The 16,395-nt window shown below is 38.1% G+C and carries 13 protein-coding genes; 12 read left to right on the forward strand and 1 reads right to left on the reverse strand.

Features of this window, described 5'->3' with window-relative positions; all coding sequences use genetic code 11:
* The first annotated feature begins 96 nt into the window (after positions 1-96).
* The 11 genes from AADJ06_RS02935 to AADJ06_RS02985 all read left to right on the forward strand — a co-directional run bounded on the left by AADJ06_RS02935 (position 97) and on the right by AADJ06_RS02985 (position 11,747).
* Entirely contained in the window at positions 97-867 is a 771-nt protein-coding gene (locus tag AADJ06_RS02935; RefSeq protein WP_341224903.1) for a DeoR/GlpR family DNA-binding transcription regulator, read from the forward strand.
* A 29-nt stretch (positions 868-896) separates the two neighbouring features.
* Entirely contained in the window at positions 897-2,291 is a 1,395-nt protein-coding gene (locus AADJ06_RS02940; protein WP_341224904.1) for an L-fucose/L-arabinose isomerase family protein, read from the forward strand.
* A gap of 47 nt (positions 2,292-2,338) precedes the next feature.
* Entirely contained in the window at positions 2,339-2,734 is a 396-nt protein-coding gene (locus tag AADJ06_RS02945) for a GxxExxY protein (protein ID WP_341224905.1), read from the forward strand.
* A 57-nt stretch (positions 2,735-2,791) separates the two neighbouring features.
* Complete coding sequence (locus AADJ06_RS02950) at positions 2,792-3,604, forward strand: transketolase (RefSeq protein ID WP_341224906.1); 813 nt, start codon at positions 2,792-2,794, stop codon at positions 3,602-3,604.
* Between the two features lie 3 nt (positions 3,605-3,607).
* Entirely contained in the window at positions 3,608-4,576 is a 969-nt protein-coding gene (locus tag AADJ06_RS02955; RefSeq protein ID WP_341224907.1) for a transketolase C-terminal domain-containing protein, read from the forward strand.
* An 18-nt stretch (positions 4,577-4,594) separates the two neighbouring features.
* On the forward strand, positions 4,595-6,022 hold the full coding sequence (locus tag AADJ06_RS02960; RefSeq protein ID WP_341224908.1) for a nucleoside hydrolase-like domain-containing protein: 1,428 nt from the start codon (positions 4,595-4,597) through the stop codon (positions 6,020-6,022).
* Positions 6,023-6,068: 46 nt separating this feature from the next.
* Positions 6,069-6,989, forward strand: coding sequence for a D-ribose ABC transporter substrate-binding protein (locus AADJ06_RS02965; protein ID WP_341224909.1), 921 nt, complete (start codon positions 6,069-6,071; stop codon positions 6,987-6,989).
* Positions 6,990-6,992: 3 nt separating this feature from the next.
* Positions 6,993-7,601 carry a DUF2291 family protein gene (locus tag AADJ06_RS02970; protein ID WP_341224910.1) on the forward strand — a complete coding sequence of 203 codons (609 nt, stop codon included), beginning with the start codon at positions 6,993-6,995 and terminating at the stop codon, positions 7,599-7,601.
* On the forward strand, positions 7,602-9,086 hold the full coding sequence (locus AADJ06_RS02975) for a sugar ABC transporter ATP-binding protein (protein ID WP_341224911.1): 1,485 nt from the start codon (positions 7,602-7,604) through the stop codon (positions 9,084-9,086).
* Positions 9,083-10,045, forward strand: coding sequence for a ribose ABC transporter permease (gene rbsC / locus AADJ06_RS02980; RefSeq protein WP_341224912.1), 963 nt, complete (start codon positions 9,083-9,085; stop codon positions 10,043-10,045). The genes AADJ06_RS02975 and rbsC overlap by 4 nt, the downstream gene beginning before the upstream one ends.
* A 142-nt stretch (positions 10,046-10,187) precedes the next feature.
* Positions 10,188-11,747 (forward strand): FGGY family carbohydrate kinase, encoded by a 1,560-nt coding sequence (locus AADJ06_RS02985; RefSeq protein ID WP_341224913.1) that lies wholly within the window; start codon positions 10,188-10,190, stop codon positions 11,745-11,747.
* Here the strand turns inward: AADJ06_RS02985 and AADJ06_RS02990 are convergent.
* Complete coding sequence (locus AADJ06_RS02990; protein WP_341224914.1) at positions 11,737-12,618, reverse strand: AraC family transcriptional regulator; 882 nt, start codon at positions 12,616-12,618, stop codon at positions 11,737-11,739. The genes AADJ06_RS02985 and AADJ06_RS02990 overlap by 11 nt on opposite strands.
* A 145-nt stretch (positions 12,619-12,763) precedes the next feature.
* Here AADJ06_RS02990 and AADJ06_RS02995 point away from each other — a divergent pair, with 145 nt between their 5' ends.
* A complete protein-coding gene (locus tag AADJ06_RS02995) occupies positions 12,764-16,363 on the forward strand; it encodes a family 78 glycoside hydrolase catalytic domain (protein WP_341224915.1) in 3,600 nt (1,199 codons plus the stop codon).
* Positions 16,364-16,395 lie beyond the last annotated feature (32 nt).

A 16,395-nucleotide genomic window follows, 5' to 3' on the forward strand; every position in this document is an offset into this window, starting at 1 on the left:
TACTTTCTTTAATTTTCTTTTTTTATTGTAAATTTGTACAAATAGAAAGTGAATAGATGCTGAAAGGCTCTAAGTGTTACTTTCGAAAATTTAATTATGTTACCAAACCAGCGTAGAGAAAAAATCCTAGAACTGTTAAAAGAAGACGGTTCTGCAAAAGTGGTAGATCTAGCACGTCTATTCAAAGTTACGGAAGTGACCATTAGGCAAGACTTAGAGAAGTTAGAGACAGAAGATTTAATAGTGAAAGAGCATGGTGGAGCTTACATCAAAAATGTAGAAGACCAAGTAAAAAGTTTTTCGCTGGTTCATCAAGAAAACCTAGACAAGAAAGAGAGAATAGGTAAAAAGTGTTTAGAATTTATAGAGAGTGGTGATATAATTATTTTAGACTCTGGTAGTACCACCACCGAAATAGCTAAGAAAATAAAAAGCTCTGGTCTAAAGAATTTAACGGTAATAACCAATGCCTTAAATATAGCATTGCTGTTAGGTACGGAAACGGATATTGAAGTAATAATGACCGGAGGGGAGTTTAAGCCACCTACGCTTTCATTAACAGGGCAAAAAGCGGCAGATTTCTTTAAAGGTTTAAATGTGCAGAAATTGTTTTTGGCCACAGCCGGAATCTCTTTAAAGGCTGGTTTAACCTATCCTAGTATTAGTGATTTGGTGGTGAAGAAAGCGATGATAGACGCAGCAGAAACGACTTATTTGGTTGCAGATAGTACAAAAGTAGGTAAGAGTGCTCTTGCTAGTCTTGGGGCTTTAAGTTTGATAGATTATATCATTACTGATTCAGGAATTGCCAATAAATATCTGTCGGTTTTTAAAGACAATGAGATAGAAATGATTTTAGCAGAATAAGAAATTTATATAAAAAATAATAAAAGAGAATGACCTTAGGTGTTATAATTGGCAACAGAGATTTTTTTCCAGACAGTCTCGTAGAGAAAGCAAGAGTAGAAATTATTGAGGTTTTTGATAAGCTTAATCTAAAACCTGTTTTGCTCGATACAGCTGAAACTAAATTAGGTGGCGTAGAGACCTATCAAGAGGCCATGAAGTGTGCAGAATTGTTCAAAGCTCACAGAGAGGAAATTTCTGGCGTATTAGTTTTGTTGCCAAATTTTGGAGATGAAAAAGGTGTAGCTGATACCTTAAAACTTGCTGGTCTTAATGTACCTGTTTTAATTCAGGCTTATCCAGATGACCTAAGCAAGATGAATGTGGTCAATAGACGTGATTCTTGGTGTGGTAAAATCTCCGTTTGTAATAACCTCTACCAATATGGCATCAAATATTCTCTGACTTCGCAACATGTGAGTTTGCCGTCTTCAGATATCTTCCAGCAAGACCTTAGAGATTTTGTGGCGGTTTGTCGAGTTACGCAAGGTTTGAAAAGTGTGCGTATAGGGGCTATTGGAGCTCGACCAGGAGCTTTTAATACTGTACGTTATTCCGAGAAGATTCTTCAACGAAATGGTATTACTGTTACCACATTTGATTTGTCCGAAATTTTGGGCAGAGCTAATAAAATGACAGGTGATGATGCTAAGGTCAAACAGCACATTGAAAGCATCAACGCTTACGCTCCAATAGGAAAAACGCCAAACGAGGCAATGATTCAAATTGCGAAGCTTGATGTAGTTTTAAAAGAGGTAATGGAAGAGTACGCTCTGGATGCCACAGCTATTCAATGCTGGACTTCACTACAGCAAAACTATGGTTGTAATGTATGTACCAGCATGAGTATCATGTCTGAAAATATGCTTCCAAGTGCCTGTGAGGTAGATGTTACCGGAACCCTAAGCATGTATGCCATGCAGTTGGCTTCTGGCTCACCAAGTGCATTGGTAGACTGGAATAATAACTATGCCGACGATGAAAATAAGTGTGTTTTGTTTCACTGTGGAAACTGGGCCAAGTCTTTTATTCCGGATATTCAGATGAGTACAGCACCTATTTTGGGTACTACGGTAGGGGTAGAAAATACCTATGGAGCACTTGATGGTCGTACACCAGCTATGCCACTTACCTATGGTAGAATAAGTACCGACGACCCAAATGGCATTATCAAAGCATATATAGGAGAGGGAGAATTAACGGATGATCCTTTGAAAACTTTTGGGAATAGAGCAGTAGCTCAAATACCTAATTTGCAAGATTTAATGAAGTATATCTGTAAAAATGGTTTTGAACATCACGTAGTAATGAACGCTTCTAAAACTGGTGCAATACTAGAAGAAGCACTTGAGAATTATATGGGCTGGGATGTTTATAAGCATTGATTTTCTGTTGGACGCAGATTACGCAGATTTTCAAACGCTGATTGTACATGGTAGAAGAGGGTAAACATAAGGAAGTTACAGAATTAATTATAAAGGGATTCTATACTGTTTATAACGAGTTGGGTTATGGGTTTTTAGAAAAGGTTTATCAAAACTCCTTGTACATCGAATTGAAGTCTCTTGGTCTCGAAGTAGAAGCACAAAGACAAGTCAAGGTTGCTTATAAAGGATTTGAAGTGGGACACTATTATCCAGATTTGATTATAAATAATTCTGTGATTCTAGAATTGAAGGCAGCTGAGTGTATTGTTGATGAATTTGAAAATCAAATTCTCAATTATTTAAGAGCTACCGATATTGAAGTTGGTCTTTTGCTGAATTTTGGTAAAAAGCCTGAAATTAGAAGGAAGGTGTTTGCGAATTCAAATAAAAAAACTGTGTAAATCTGCGTTAGTAAATCCGCGAAATCTGCGTCCTAAAAGAATCGAAAGAAAGAAAAAATGACAACACAAGAATTAAAGCAAAAGTCTAAAGAGTACCGTCAAAAGGTGCTTAAATATATATACAATGCAAAGGCAGGTCACACAGGTGGTAGCTTAAGCATTGTCGATATTCTTAATGTTCTCTATAATAATGTAATGAATGTTAGTCCTGAGAATATCAAATCTCCTGACAGAGATAGATTTGTTCAAAGTAAAGGACATTCTGTAGAAGCATTATATGTGGTTTTGGCCGATAAAGGTTTTTATCCAGAAGAAGATTTATTGACACTTTGTCAATACAACTCTCCTTACATAGGGCACCCTACCAACAGCATTAATGGCATGGAGCAAAACACCGGTGGCTTAGGTCATGGTTTGTCTATTTGCTCAGGAATGGCTTTGGCGGCTAAAAAAGATAAGTCAAAAGTAAAAGTCTTCACAGTATTAGGAGATGGCGAAATGGCCGAGGGTTCAAACTGGGAGGCATTTATGTTTGCTGCTCATAATAAGCTAGATAATCTCTGTGCCATTTTGGACTATAATAAACTTCAAATAACGGGACCAAATGCCGATGTGGTAGGTTTAGAGCCTCTTGATAAAAAACTGGAAGCATTTGGCTGGGCTGTGAAACATGTAGATGGTCATGATTTGGATGAGTTGTCTGAAACATTGAATAATCTACCTTTTGAGGAAGGAAAGCCCTCTTTTGTGATAGCTCATACCATTAAAGGTAAAGGAGTAAGTTACATGGAAAATACCATCAAATGGCATCATGGAGTGCCGTCTGAAGAGCAATACGATTTAGCACAGCGTGAACTTGAATTAATTTAAAGTATGGAAACTGTTATAGCAAACAAAAAAGCCAATCAAGTGGTGTTTTCTGAAACATTAGAAGCATTGGCGGAGCACGATAAGGATATTTTAATAGTTACTAGCGACTCCCGTGGTTCTGGTAAGTTGGTGCCTTTTGCTCAAAAGTATCCAGACCAAGTGGTTGAGGTAGGAATAGCAGAGCAAAACTTAGTAGGTGTAGCTGCTGGATTAGCAAGCATGGGTAAAAAAGCCTTTGCCGTTTCGCCATCTTGTTTTTTGACCGCAAGGAGTTTGGAGCAAATTAAAAACGACGTATGCTATTCAGGTAATCCTGTAAAACTTGTTGGTATAAGTGCAGGAATTAGTTACGGAGCATTAGGTACTACGCATCATAGTTTGCATGATTTTGCGGTGCTTAGGGCTATAAATAACATTACTATAGTGGCTCCAGCAGATAATTTAGAAGCCGAAGCTTTAGTAAGAAAGGCAGTGGAAATGGATTCGCCTATTTATTTGAGATTTGGGAAGAAAAACATGCCAGAAAATCTCAAAGATGATGTGCTTGGTAATGCTAATGAGTTTGAAATTGGCAAAGGTAGAGTACTTAGAGAAGGAGCAGATTTGACCTTTATAGCAAATGGAGAAACAGTTTTGCCTTGTAAAGCTGCCGCTCAAATTTTAAGTGAAACACATGGAATAAACTGTAAAGTGGTGAGTATGCATACCATCAAACCTTTGGATGCAGCATTGATTTTTGAGATAGCCGAAGCCGGTCAACCTATCATCACAGCAGAAGAACATTCTATCTATGGTGGTTTGGGAGAATCTGTAGCTTCTTTATTGATGCAAAATGGTTTTTCTAATCCATTTAGGATTGTAGGATTACCAGATGACCATACGGTTTCAGGTTCTCAGGTAGAGATTTTTGACCATTATGGTATCTCGGCAAAAGGATTGACAGAAACAGCCCTAGATTTAATAAAAAAGTGATTTAACCCTATTGAAATTATGAGAAAATACCTTTTGCTAGCCTTCCTTTCTTTGTTTTTAAGTAGCCTTTTTGGGCAATCTTTAGAGAAGAATAGAGTAATTATTTTGACCGATATAGAAGCTGACCCAGATGATACTCAATCATTGATTCGTCTTTTTTTATATGCCAATCAAATTGATATTAAAGGTATTGTGGCCACTACATCTTGCTGGCAAACTAAAAATATACATCCTGAGTCTATTCACAAGCTTATTGATGCTTACGCCAAAGTTCAGCCAAATCTTTTAAAGCATGAAGAAGGCTATCCAAGTACAGATTTTATGAGAAGTTTGGTGAAAAATGGTTTACCAAAATATGGTATGGAAGGAGTGGGAGAAGGCATGGACTCTGAAGGTTCAGACTTAATTATAAAAGTTTTAGAAGAAAATGACGACCGCCCGCTATGGATATCAACATGGGGAGGTGTAAATACTTTAGCCCAGTCCTTATATAAAATCAAGGAAACAAAAAGTGCCAAGGAAGCCAAAAGGCTCATTTCGAAAATTAGAGTTTATACTATTTCAGACCAAGACGATAGCGGTATTTGGATTAGAAATAACTTTCCAGATGTATTTTACATCGTAAGTCCAGGAGATAATTATGGAGATGCTACTTGGACAGGTATTAACACTTTTGTAAAAGGGATTGACAATTCAGAAATTAGCAACGACTGGATTTCGGAGAATATACAACAAAACCACGGTCCTTTAGGGGCTGAATACCCTGATGTAGCTTGGGGGGTAGAAGGGGATACGCCAGCATTTCTTTCTTTAATTCCAAACGGGCTGAACTATGCGGAGCATCCAGAATGGGGAGCATGGGGTGGCCGTTATGAGCTTTATAAGCCTGATTTTTCAAAAACAAAAGAGGGAGGTTCTATCGTAAGTATTGCACCAGAAACTAGACCCATCTGGACTAACGCTAATGATGCCTTTACTCCCTATGTAGCTAAAGAATATGGGCGTGCTGTAAAGCCAGATACCATAGCTTTTGATGACTATAAAGCTACTTTATGGCGTTGGAGAGACGATTTTCAAAATGATTTTGCCGCCAGATTAGATTGGACTTTTATGTCTTATGAAAAAGCTAATCACCCACCAGTGCCAGTTTTAATTCACCCTGAAAGGTTTACAGTGAATTCTGGGCAAATGATTAACTTAGATGCCTATGACAGCACGGATCCTGATGGTGACAACTTGAGTTTTCTTTGGTTTCATTATCCTGAGGCAGGTTCTTATAAGAAATTAGTGAAAACGGGAGGAGCGGAAAATATTCACAAATTTAGTGTGCTAGCTCCAGATGTAGATAAAGAAGAAACGTTGCATTTTATATTGAAATTGACAGATAAGGGCGAACCTGCTTTGTCTAGATATAAGAGAATTATAGTGACTGTATTGCCCAAATAACCCTTGGGCTTTAATTTCTCTTTTGTGAGAGAAAACCTATTGAAATATGAAAATAAAAACACTCTTAATGGCATTACTATGTGCCATGATGCTAGCGGCTTGTCGGGGAGATAAAGAAGCAGAAAAGCCTAAAATTGCTGTGGTTATTTCCACCTTAAATAATCCTTGGTTTGTGGTTTTAGCTGAAGCTGCAGCTAAAAATGCTTCGGACTTAGGCTATGAAGCTAAGATTTTTGATTCGCAGAATAATCCTTCTACGGAGTCGGATAATTTTGAAAACTTGATTTCATCAGGTTTTGACGCCATCCTTTTTAATCCAACTGATGCTGACGGCTCTATTGTCAACATCTTAAAAGCTAAAACAGCTGGCATTCCTGTTTTCTGTATGGATAGGGAGGTAAATGCAGATGATGCCGCTACATGTCAAATACTTTCTGATAATTATTCTGGCTGTGTAGATGTAGGAATTGAGTTTGTAAAAGCTTTAAATGAGAAAGGCACTTATGTAGAAATTTTGGGCTTGGTGGGTGATAACAATACTTGGGCTCGTTCCGGCGGTTTTCATTCGGTGGTTGATAAGTTTCCTGGTTTGAAAATGGTGGCTCAGCAAACAGCTGACTTTGATAGAAACAAAGCCATGGAGGTTTTAGAAACCGTGATGCAGGCTAATCCGGATATTGATGCGGTTTTCTGTGGGAATGATGCCATGGCCTTAGGTGCTTATCAGGCTCTACTTTCAGCAGGAAAAGCGGAAAAAGTAAAGGTTTTTGGTTTTGATGGAGCAGGTGAAGTGATTGAGAAAATTAAAGAAGGGAAAATAGTGGCTACGGGCTTACAGCATCCTTTAGTGATGGCAGAAACTGCCGCCAAATTTGCGGATGAGTTTATAAAAGGAAGAACAGTTTTTCCGCAAAGAGTACCTGTAGAAGTTAACCTAATTAATGCATCAAACGCTGCTCAATTTTAAGGTATGAATAAGAATATCAAATACGGCATAGGTTTAGTCCTGCTACTTTTTCTGGCTTATAACTCGGTTTACTTTACCGATTTAGACCAAATGAAAAGTGAAGATGCCGACACCATAGATTTTAATGCAAAAGCTACGCAGCTTTACGAGGGCATCATTGCTGAAAACACCGCTACAGATTTAAGTACCTTGAAAGCAGCTTTAAGCACGCAGTCTGATTCGGCTTTCGCTAATTTCGGCAACCGTCTTGGAATTGGTGAATCGGCCTATTTTATGGTCAATGTAGCTGGAAAAGTGCTTCGCATCAATGATGGAGAAATTTTGATTCAGACAGATGAAGGCGAATCTATCGCGGTGCAAACCAAATTTATTTTTGGAAATGCCATTAGAGATGCCTCAGGTTTGGTGGCTTTGACAGATTATAAAACTAATGCAGATTTTAATAAACTTTCTGAAGCTTTAAATACAATTGTTAGAGAAGAGAAATTGCCAAAGGCGGTTCAAAAAATTAAAGTAGGTGATGTTATTAAAGTAGAAGGAGCACTGAAGCTGACTAAAGGTCAGCCACTAAATACACAATTAGAAATATTACCAGTTTTGATAGAAAAATAGATGTTAAAAGCTATAAACATATCGAAACAATTTCCTGGTGTCAAAGCCCTTGATAATGTATGCTTAGACTTTCATGAAGGTAAAGTCAATGCCATTTTAGGAGAAAATGGAGCTGGTAAATCAACCTTATTGAAAATACTTTCTGGCGTTTATACGCAGTTTGAAGGTGATATTCAGCTGAAGGGCCACTCTGTCTGGTTTGGAAGCGTAAGAGAAGCTCAAGACGCAGGCATTGCCATTATTCATCAAGAGTTAAATCTGATTCCGCATTTAAGCATTACGGAAAATCTTTTTTTAGGAAGAGAAATTAGCAACGACTTTGGTATTCTGAATTCAAGTAAAATGAATGAAGAAACTAAGGTTGTTTTAAAGAGGCTTGATTTAGACATTTCTCCAAATACGCTTGTCAATAAACTGAAAATTGGCGAACAGCAATTGGTAGAAATAGCCAAAGCTTTACTCACTAATGCCGAGTATATTTTCATGGATGAGCCTACTTCAGCTCTCAGCGATAAGGAAATTGATAACCTACACAGAATAATTGGCAATCTTAAAAAAGAGAATAAAACCATCGTTTATATTTCTCATAAGATGGACGAGCTCTTCAGAATAGCCGATTATTTCACAGTGCTGAGAGATGGCTGTACCATAAGTGCTGGCGAAATGGCGTCTTCTACAGAAGAGCGGCTGGTGCGTGACATGGTGGGGCGTGATGTCAATATTATGGCTAAAGAAGGTGTTTTCACTTCAGAGGAAGTGATTCTTAAGCTTGAAAATCTGTTTTTAAAACACCCTACTCTAAAAGGTCAATACCTACTTTCTGATATTTCTTTTGAGCTTCGCAAAGGAGAAATACTTGGTTTTTTTGGTTTAATGGGAGCTGGAAGAACGGAGTTGTTAGAAACTATTTTTGGTCTAAATGCTACCAAAAGCACTTATACTTTAAGTGTAGAAGGGGAAGAGACCTTAGTCAAATCGCCTAAAGATGCCATTAACAAGGGGATAGCTTTTGTAACAGAAGACAGAAAAAAGGAAGGCCTAGTTTTAGGGATGGATATCTCCGAAAACATTAGTTTGACTCAATTAGCTGGCTTTGATTTATTAAACGCCGTGTCGGAAAGTGGCATAGCTAAGCGATTTATTAAAAGCCTTAAAATTAAAACACCTTCAGAAAAAGAGAAATGCCAAAACCTCAGTGGCGGAAACCAGCAAAAAGTGGTTTTAGCTAAATGGATGGTAACAAATCCTAAGATTCTCTTTTTGGATGAACCTACCAGAGGTATTGATATCAATGCTAAAAAAGAGATTTACGATTTAATAAAAGAGATGGCAAAAACAGGCTTAAGTGTTGTTTTAGTCTCTTCAGAAATACCAGAAATATTGACCCTGTCAGATAGAATATTAGTAATGGCGGATGGCAAAATAAACGCAGAGTTTTCTGCAAGTGAAGCCACCGAAGACCTACTTCTCAAAGCTGCTATATGAACAAAGAACTATTAAAAAAATCACAATCGCTTATCGGACTATTCATCCTTTGTTTAGTGATAAGCATCCTTTCAGATAAGTTTTTAACAGGTACAAACCTATGGAATGTACTTCGTCAAATATCCGTAAATGTCTGTATATCTGTAGGTATGACGCTGGTTATACTCATGGCAGGTATAGATTTATCGGTCGGTTCCATCTTAGCTTTTTCTTCGGTAATATGTGCTGGCTTGTTAAAGTATGGCGTTGCACTAGAGCCTTTTGGGGTACACATGGGTTTCACAGTTTTAGGAGCTGTTTTGGCCGCCTTGGTAGTGGGGACGGTCTTTGGACTGCTTAATGGATGGTTTATAACCAAATTTTCTGTGCCTCCATTTGTAGCTACCCTTGCCATGCTAACCATAGCCAGAGGAGCTACCATGCTTTACTCAAAAGGTATCCCTATTTCTAATTTGGGAAGTAGTTTTGAGTTTATTGGTTCAGGTTGGCTTTTAGGTATTCCAGTTCCCGTTTGGATTTCTGTTATAGTAGTGGTGCTGATGATTTTTATCACAAAAAAGACAAGTTTCGGAAGACATATTTATGCCATAGGAGGAAACGAAAAAGCGGCTTTCCTTTCAGGGATTAATGTTAACTCTGTAAAACTTAAAGTTTACGGATTAGCAGGTACCATGGCGGCCATTGGTGGTGTTTTGGTAACGTCAAGGTTAAACTCTGCCCAGCCAAATGCAGGAATGAGTTACGAGTTAGATTCCATAGCGGCGGTAGTAATTGGCGGTACGTCACTTTCGGGTGGCGTTGGTTCTGTAACAGGGACTGTCATAGGAGCAATTATTATTGGTGTGCTAAATAATGGTTTGGTCTTATTAAACGTGTCTCCATTTTGGCAACAAGTGGTGAAAGGTTTAGTGATACTTCTTGCTGTGATTATTGATAATGCTAATAAGAAGAAGGACTAATTTCTTTTTTAATGGGACGCGGATGACGCGGATTAAAAAACGCAGATTTCCTTGGAAATGAAATCAGCGTTGCACGGCATCAGCGTAATCAGCGTACTTAAAACGTGTGATAGAGAAAGCGAGTTAATAAATATTAAAGAAAATGAAATACGTCCTAGCCATAGACCAAGGAACCAGCAGCACCAAAAGCATCATATTTGATGAAAACTCGGAGCTTGTGGCAAAAGGTTTCACTGAATTAGAAACCAGCTATTTTGGTGAAGGTTTTGTGGAGCAAAACCCAGAAGGTATTTTTGAAAATGTGCTAGATTCAGTGGCAGATTGTCTTTCTAATTTTAAAAATCAAGGATTAGAGGTTACAGATATCTGTTCAGCGGGTATAAGTAATCAAAGAGAAACATTTGTCCTTTGGGATAAGGCAGGAAAAGCTTTAAGCCCGGCGGTAGTTTGGTCAGATAAACGTTCGGTTCAAATTTGTCAGGATTTAATCGAAAAAGGTCAAAACGACCTCATAAAAGAGAAAACGGGTTTAATCATAGACCCGTATTTCTCTGCTACAAAATTGCTTTGGTTACTAAAAGATGATGAAAACCTAAAGGCTAGGGTAGAAGCAGGCGAGGTGTATTTTGGTACGGTAGATTGCTGGTTGCTTTATAAAATGACAGATGGAGCATCCTTTAAAACAGACTACACAAACGCTTCTAGAACTTTACTCTATAATATCAACGAACTAAAGTGGGATGCTGAAATTCTTGAATTGTGGGGACTACAAAATCTTAATTTACCAGAAGTATGTTCCTCTTCTTCAAATTTTGGTGATTGGTACTTCGAATGGAACGCAGATGACGCTGATTCCTTCGGAAACGCAGATTTTCGCAGTTCTTTAAAAATCTGCGTTAGTAAATCCGCGTCATCTGCGTCCTATAAAATTCCAATAACTGCCCTAATAGGAGACTCGCACTCCGCAGCATTCGGCGAAGGATGTTTTGAAAAAGGAACAGCAAAAGCCACTTTAGGAACAGGCAGCTCCATCATGATGAATATTGGCGACAAACCGATAAAGTCAGATTTTGGGATGCTTACCACCATCTGTTGGAGTACAGAAAACCAAATTCAATATGCCTTAGAAGGAGCTATTGTGGCTTGTGGCTCAACCATTGAGTGGCTGAAAAGTGAATTAAATCTATTTGCCAAGGCTGCAGAAACGGAAGCTATGGCAAAATCAGTAAAGGATAATGGCGGCGTTTACTTCATTCCTGCATTTAGCGGACTAGGAGCACCCCACTGGCAAATGGACAGAAAGGCATCCATTCACGGAATGACTTTTGGAACCTCTAAGAACCATATTGTAAGGGCGGCTTTAGAAAGTATTCCTTATCAAATTAAAGACGTGGTGGCTGCCATGGAGGAAGACATGCAAGCCAAATTGAAGTTCTTGGCAGTAAATGGCGGCTTAACTAAAAATCAGTTTGTGCTAAATTTCATCACGGACTTGCTAGAGATACCGCTAGAAATTCAAAAAATAGCTGACATCTCAGCTTTGGGTGCAGCGTACCTCTCAGGATTAAAAAGTGGTGTTTATAAAGATATTGAACAGCTTAAAGGTTTTTGTCAAAAGAATAAGCATAGGGTAGAGCCAGATTTAGAAAAAGAGCAGATAAAAGCAACTTATAAAAAATGGCAAGAATTGATTAAATCTTAAGCTTCCGTAGCTCAGACGGGTTATAACCCATTTTCTGCTTAAATATTCTTGAAAAATACGATTCTGATTCAAAACCAGAGTTATAGGCTATTTCAGAAAGCGTAAGGTTCGATTCTTGAATCTGTTGTTCTGCCTTTCTTATTTTGAGCATTAAATGATATTGATTTGGAGAGGTTCCCGTCAATTCCTTGAAATTTTTTCTAAACCAAACATAGCTTATATTTCTTTTGGTTGCTAATTCCTGTAAATCAATGTTTTGATTCCATTTTTCATGAACTTCTTCCAATATTTCTTCAATAAGTGTTTCCTTTCTAGACTTCTTCTCTTTGGTCATCAAAGCCGATGCATAGACAATTCCGAGAAGTTGAATTAAAAGAAAAGAGGAGAATTTTCTATAGGAGTCATCCTTGCTTTCAGTTGCAGTTTTAAGTTTAGAAATAGTGTTAGTAAACTCTGCGTTAAACCCTATTTTGATAATTGGGTTTTGAGGACTAAAGCACTCTTGTTGAAGTAAATAATTGACATAGTTCCCGGAAAAACCTATCCAATATTCTTCCCAGCCGGTATTCTTATTGGGTTTGTAGCGGTGCCAAACACCAGGGTAAAGTAAGATAACAGTCCCTGCCGAAATTTCTTGCGGCTTCAATCCGTTGGCCTCAAAGTAGCCACTTCCATTAGGAATGTATAGCATTTGATACTCTTCTAAGCTCCGACCTTTTTCCCACTCAAAGTAATAGGAATCAGGATGCTTAGGGTCAGGGTATGGAATGTCTTTAGGATGCAAGTGATGCCCAATATTTAGGATATTAACTCCAAGGTCACTGTTAACATCCTCCTTATTATTATCGTAATATTTCCTAAATGTTTTCATATCAAAAAGTATAAGACATTTATCAGAATAGATAATGTTTATATCTCAAAAGTACTATTACTTTGTATTATACCTAGTTTTATCTTATTGGAGTTTCTAGATTATTTATCATTTTGATAAAATTTATTGTTCAACCCGAGCGAATATGAAGAATATAGTTTTAAGCCTGTTGTTTTTTTGTGTCCTTATAATTAGCTGTAATCAAAATACAACAATCAGCAATTTAAAAACAGAATATCAAACCACGCCTTTAGGAATGGATATTGAGAAGCCGCGTTTTAGCTGGCAAATGGAAGTGGTCAATAATGAAAGAGGTCTGTACCAAGAAGCCTATCAAATAATAGTTACAGATGAAAAAGGAAACACCGTTTGGGATACTGAAAAGGTAGATTCCGATATTTCTTATGGCATCGCTTATGAAGGGAGTCCTTTGGAGCATACTACTAAGTATGATTGGCAGTTAAATGTCTGGAATAATAAAGGAGAAGAAATTAAGACATTTTCATGGTTTGAAACGGGGCTTATGAATCCTGATATTTCGGCTTGGGATGGTGCCAAATGGATAGGTGGTGGCGATGAAGATTTAGTCTTTTATCCCCACTATTTGTCGGTATTCAAGTTTCAGTATGATATTCAACTTGATGCCGAAAGTAAATCTAACAAAGCAGCGTTTCTATTTGGAGGAAATGATAGCAGATTGATCAATGCTAATTTGAACCTGATGGGCATGGCAAATGCCAAAAACGATTCCTATGTTGCTTTTGAGTTAGATATTTCTGACTTAGAAAAGTCATCAAGAGGAACGGCGAAATTAAATATTTATAGAGCTGGTTATACCAAAGCCGATTCTACCAATATACCGCATAAAATTTTAGAAATTCCTCGAAAACTTATCAATCAATCTAATAAATACGCAAAACACACCATTTCTGCGGAGTGTAACTTTGGCTTGTTTGTGATTTACCTTGACGGAAATAATAAGGAAAATATATTAGGAGAAAAAGACGCTCCAGCTACATCCATCTATGATTTTGCTGGTATTAATCTGAATCCGCTAGGTAGCGGGAATAATTATATCAGTTTCCCGATGTTGGCAGATATTGGCTTTAAAGTGGCGGAAGGTCAAAAAGCTACTTTTTCAGAGGTAGAGGTGAAGAATTTTAGACTGCCGTCAAATACGCTCTTTAAAGAAGACTTGTCAAAGAAAGAAAGCATTTTCAAAAATGATAAAATTGCCATTGAAAACAACAGCTATGTGGTTAGTGGTGGTGAGGTGATTTTGGCAGACCCAAGTAAAAATGGAGCTCCAATGCTCAGAACAGGCTTTGAATTAGAAAAGAAGGAAATAGCAAAGGCAAGACTTTATGTGACAGCGAGAGGTATTTATGAAATGTACCTTAACGGTCAAAAAGTTAGCAATGACTATTTTAACCCAGGACTTACGCAGTACAACAAAACCCAAATGTATCAGACCTATGACTTGACTCAGAAATTAAATTCTGGTCAAACAAACGTCTTAGGAGCATGGCTTAGTGAAGGTTGGTGGTCAGGAAATATTACTTATTCTGGTGAAAACTGGAATTACTTTGGCGACCGCCAATCTTTATTGTCAAAACTTGTGGTGACTTATAAAGATGGCACGCAGCAAACGGTAGTTTCTAGTCCAGAATCTTGGCAGTTTTTTAATGAAGGACCTGTAGTCTATGGTTCATTTTTCCAAGGAGAGGTTTATGATGCTACCAAAGAAGCCGCTGTGGAAGGTTGGTCTACCGGTGAATATGATAGTTCAAACTGGAAAGCTGCCGTAGAAGTACCTTTAGATGGCACGGCATACCAAGAAGATTTTGCTGACTTTTTTGGAAACAAATACAGCCTAAATTATGATAATCAGCAACTGATAGGGCAATTAGGCGATAATGCCAGCATAGTAAAAGTGATGCCTGCCGTAAGTGTAGAGGAAGTAAGACCAAAAGTCTTTGTATATGACATGGGTCAAAATATGGTGGGTTTTCCTCAAATAAACATGAAGGGCGGCACAGAAGGGCAGGTAGTTGCTATTCGATATTCGGAGGTAAAGTATCCAGACCTGAAGGAGTATGAAGGAAACGAGGGCATGGTGATGATGGAGAACATCAGAGCTGCTCTTACACAAGATAAGTACATTCTTAAAGGAGGCAACGAAACCATTCAGCCAAGGTTTACTTTTCATGGTTACCGTTATCTTGAAATTACGGGTATAGATGCAGCCATTCCGGTGGCAGATATAAAGGGTATGGTGATTAGCTCAGTAAGTGAACTAGCTTCTTCTTACACTACATCAAATGAAAAGGTAAATAAGCTTTGGGAAAATATAACATGGTCTTTAAGAAGTAATTTCTTGTCAATTCCTACTGACACGCCGGCCAGAAATGAGCGAATGGGTTGGAGTGGTGACATCTCGGTATTTGCAAAAACTGCCACTTACCTGACCGATGCTGATTTGTTTCTAAGAAGGCACTTACTAAATATGCGTGATGTACAGTTTGAAACTGGCCGATTTCCGGATGTAGCTCCTATGGGTGGTGGTTTTGGCGGAACGCTCTGGGGAAGTGCGGGTATAGTGGTAGCATGGGAAACTTATCGTCAATATGGCGACAGAGAGCTCCTTAAAGAGCATTATCCTGCCATGAAAAAGTACCTAGCTTTCTTAGAAACAAAAGTAAACAGTCAAGGCATTTTAAATGAAGGTCCATTGGGAGATTGGCTAAGTCCGGAAGGAAACAAGAACGATAACACACTCTTTTGGATGTCATATTATGCCTATGATTTAGATATTGTGGCTAAAATGGCGAAGGCTTTGGGTCAAAACAAAGAGGCAGATAAGTATCAAAAAAGAAGTGCACAAATTAAAGCTAAGTTTAACGAGGTTTATGTTGATGCCGAAACGTATAGAACAATTAGGTCAGGTGTCAAAACCATGTTTATAGGTCCACCAAACGAAGCAGAGAAAGTAGGTAAACTAGCTAAGGGAGATTTGATTGACACCCAAGCTTCTTATGCTATTCCTTTGGCTTTGGGCACTTTTAATGAAGCCAATAAGCCATTTGCTGTTCAATATTTGACGGAAGCCGTTCAAAGGAAAAATACTGATGACCAAGGGCGAGAGTTGCCTGAATATTCACTAATGACAGGTTTCATAGGCACAGCATCCATCATGGAAGCTTTAGCAGAAAACGAGAAAGACCAAGAGGCCTACGCATTACTTCAGCAGGAGTCATATCCTTCATGGTTATATTCTGTGGTAAATGGAGCCACGTCTATTTGGGAAAGATTGAATTCTTACACGGTAGAAGATGGTTTTGGTGGGAATAATAGCATGAATTCTTTTAATCATTATTCTTTTGGTTCGGTGGCAGCTTGGATGTATAATTACTCTTTAGGCATTCAGCGTGACCCAGAAGTGCCAGGCTTTAAGAACTTTGTGCTGAAACCTACGCCAGATCCTACAGGAAAAATGACTCATGCGAGTGGACATTATGATTCTGTTTATGGAAGAATCAAAAGTGCATGGGAAACTGCCGATGGCAAATGGTATTACAAAGCCACTGTGCCACCAAACACTACAGCAAAACTATATATACCAGCCACCACAGCAGAGTTAATAACGGAAAGTGGGCAAGCTATTAGTAATCATACCAAAGAAGGTAAGTATATAGTAATTCCTTTGGAGTCAGGAGACTATGCCTTTGAAATTACACAACATTAAGAAATAATAATACACTATTTAAACCGAAAATT

The organism is uncultured Arcticibacterium sp. (assembly GCF_964021845.1).
In the GTDB taxonomy this organism is placed as follows: Bacteria; Bacteroidota; Bacteroidia; order Cytophagales; family Spirosomataceae; genus Arcticibacterium.

Bases quoted from the DNA above. Each gene is read 5' to 3' on its own strand.
- AADJ06_RS02985 (WP_341224913.1), top strand. From the start codon at position 10,188: ATGAAATACGTCCTAGCCATAGACCAAGGAACCAGCAGCACCAAAAGC.
- rbsC (WP_341224912.1), top strand. From the start codon at position 9,083: ATGAACAAAGAACTATTAAAAAAATCACAATCGCTTATCGGACTATTC.
- AADJ06_RS02990 (WP_341224914.1), bottom strand. From the start codon at position 12,618: ATGAAAACATTTAGGAAATATTACGATAATAATAAGGAGGATGTTAAC.
- AADJ06_RS02950 (WP_341224906.1), top strand. From the start codon at position 2,792: ATGACAACACAAGAATTAAAGCAAAAGTCTAAAGAGTACCGTCAAAAG.
- AADJ06_RS02940 (WP_341224904.1), top strand. From the start codon at position 897: ATGACCTTAGGTGTTATAATTGGCAACAGAGATTTTTTTCCAGACAGT.
- AADJ06_RS02960 (WP_341224908.1), top strand. From the start codon at position 4,595: ATGAGAAAATACCTTTTGCTAGCCTTCCTTTCTTTGTTTTTAAGTAGC.
- AADJ06_RS02955 (WP_341224907.1), top strand. From the start codon at position 3,608: ATGGAAACTGTTATAGCAAACAAAAAAGCCAATCAAGTGGTGTTTTCT.
- AADJ06_RS02935 (WP_341224903.1), top strand. From the start codon at position 97: ATGTTACCAAACCAGCGTAGAGAAAAAATCCTAGAACTGTTAAAAGAA.
- AADJ06_RS02945 (WP_341224905.1), top strand. From the start codon at position 2,339: ATGGTAGAAGAGGGTAAACATAAGGAAGTTACAGAATTAATTATAAAG.
- AADJ06_RS02970 (WP_341224910.1), top strand. From the start codon at position 6,993: ATGAATAAGAATATCAAATACGGCATAGGTTTAGTCCTGCTACTTTTT.
- AADJ06_RS02975 (WP_341224911.1), top strand. From the start codon at position 7,602: ATGTTAAAAGCTATAAACATATCGAAACAATTTCCTGGTGTCAAAGCC.
- AADJ06_RS02995 (WP_341224915.1), top strand. From the start codon at position 12,764: ATGAAGAATATAGTTTTAAGCCTGTTGTTTTTTTGTGTCCTTATAATT.
- AADJ06_RS02965 (WP_341224909.1), top strand. From the start codon at position 6,069: ATGAAAATAAAAACACTCTTAATGGCATTACTATGTGCCATGATGCTA.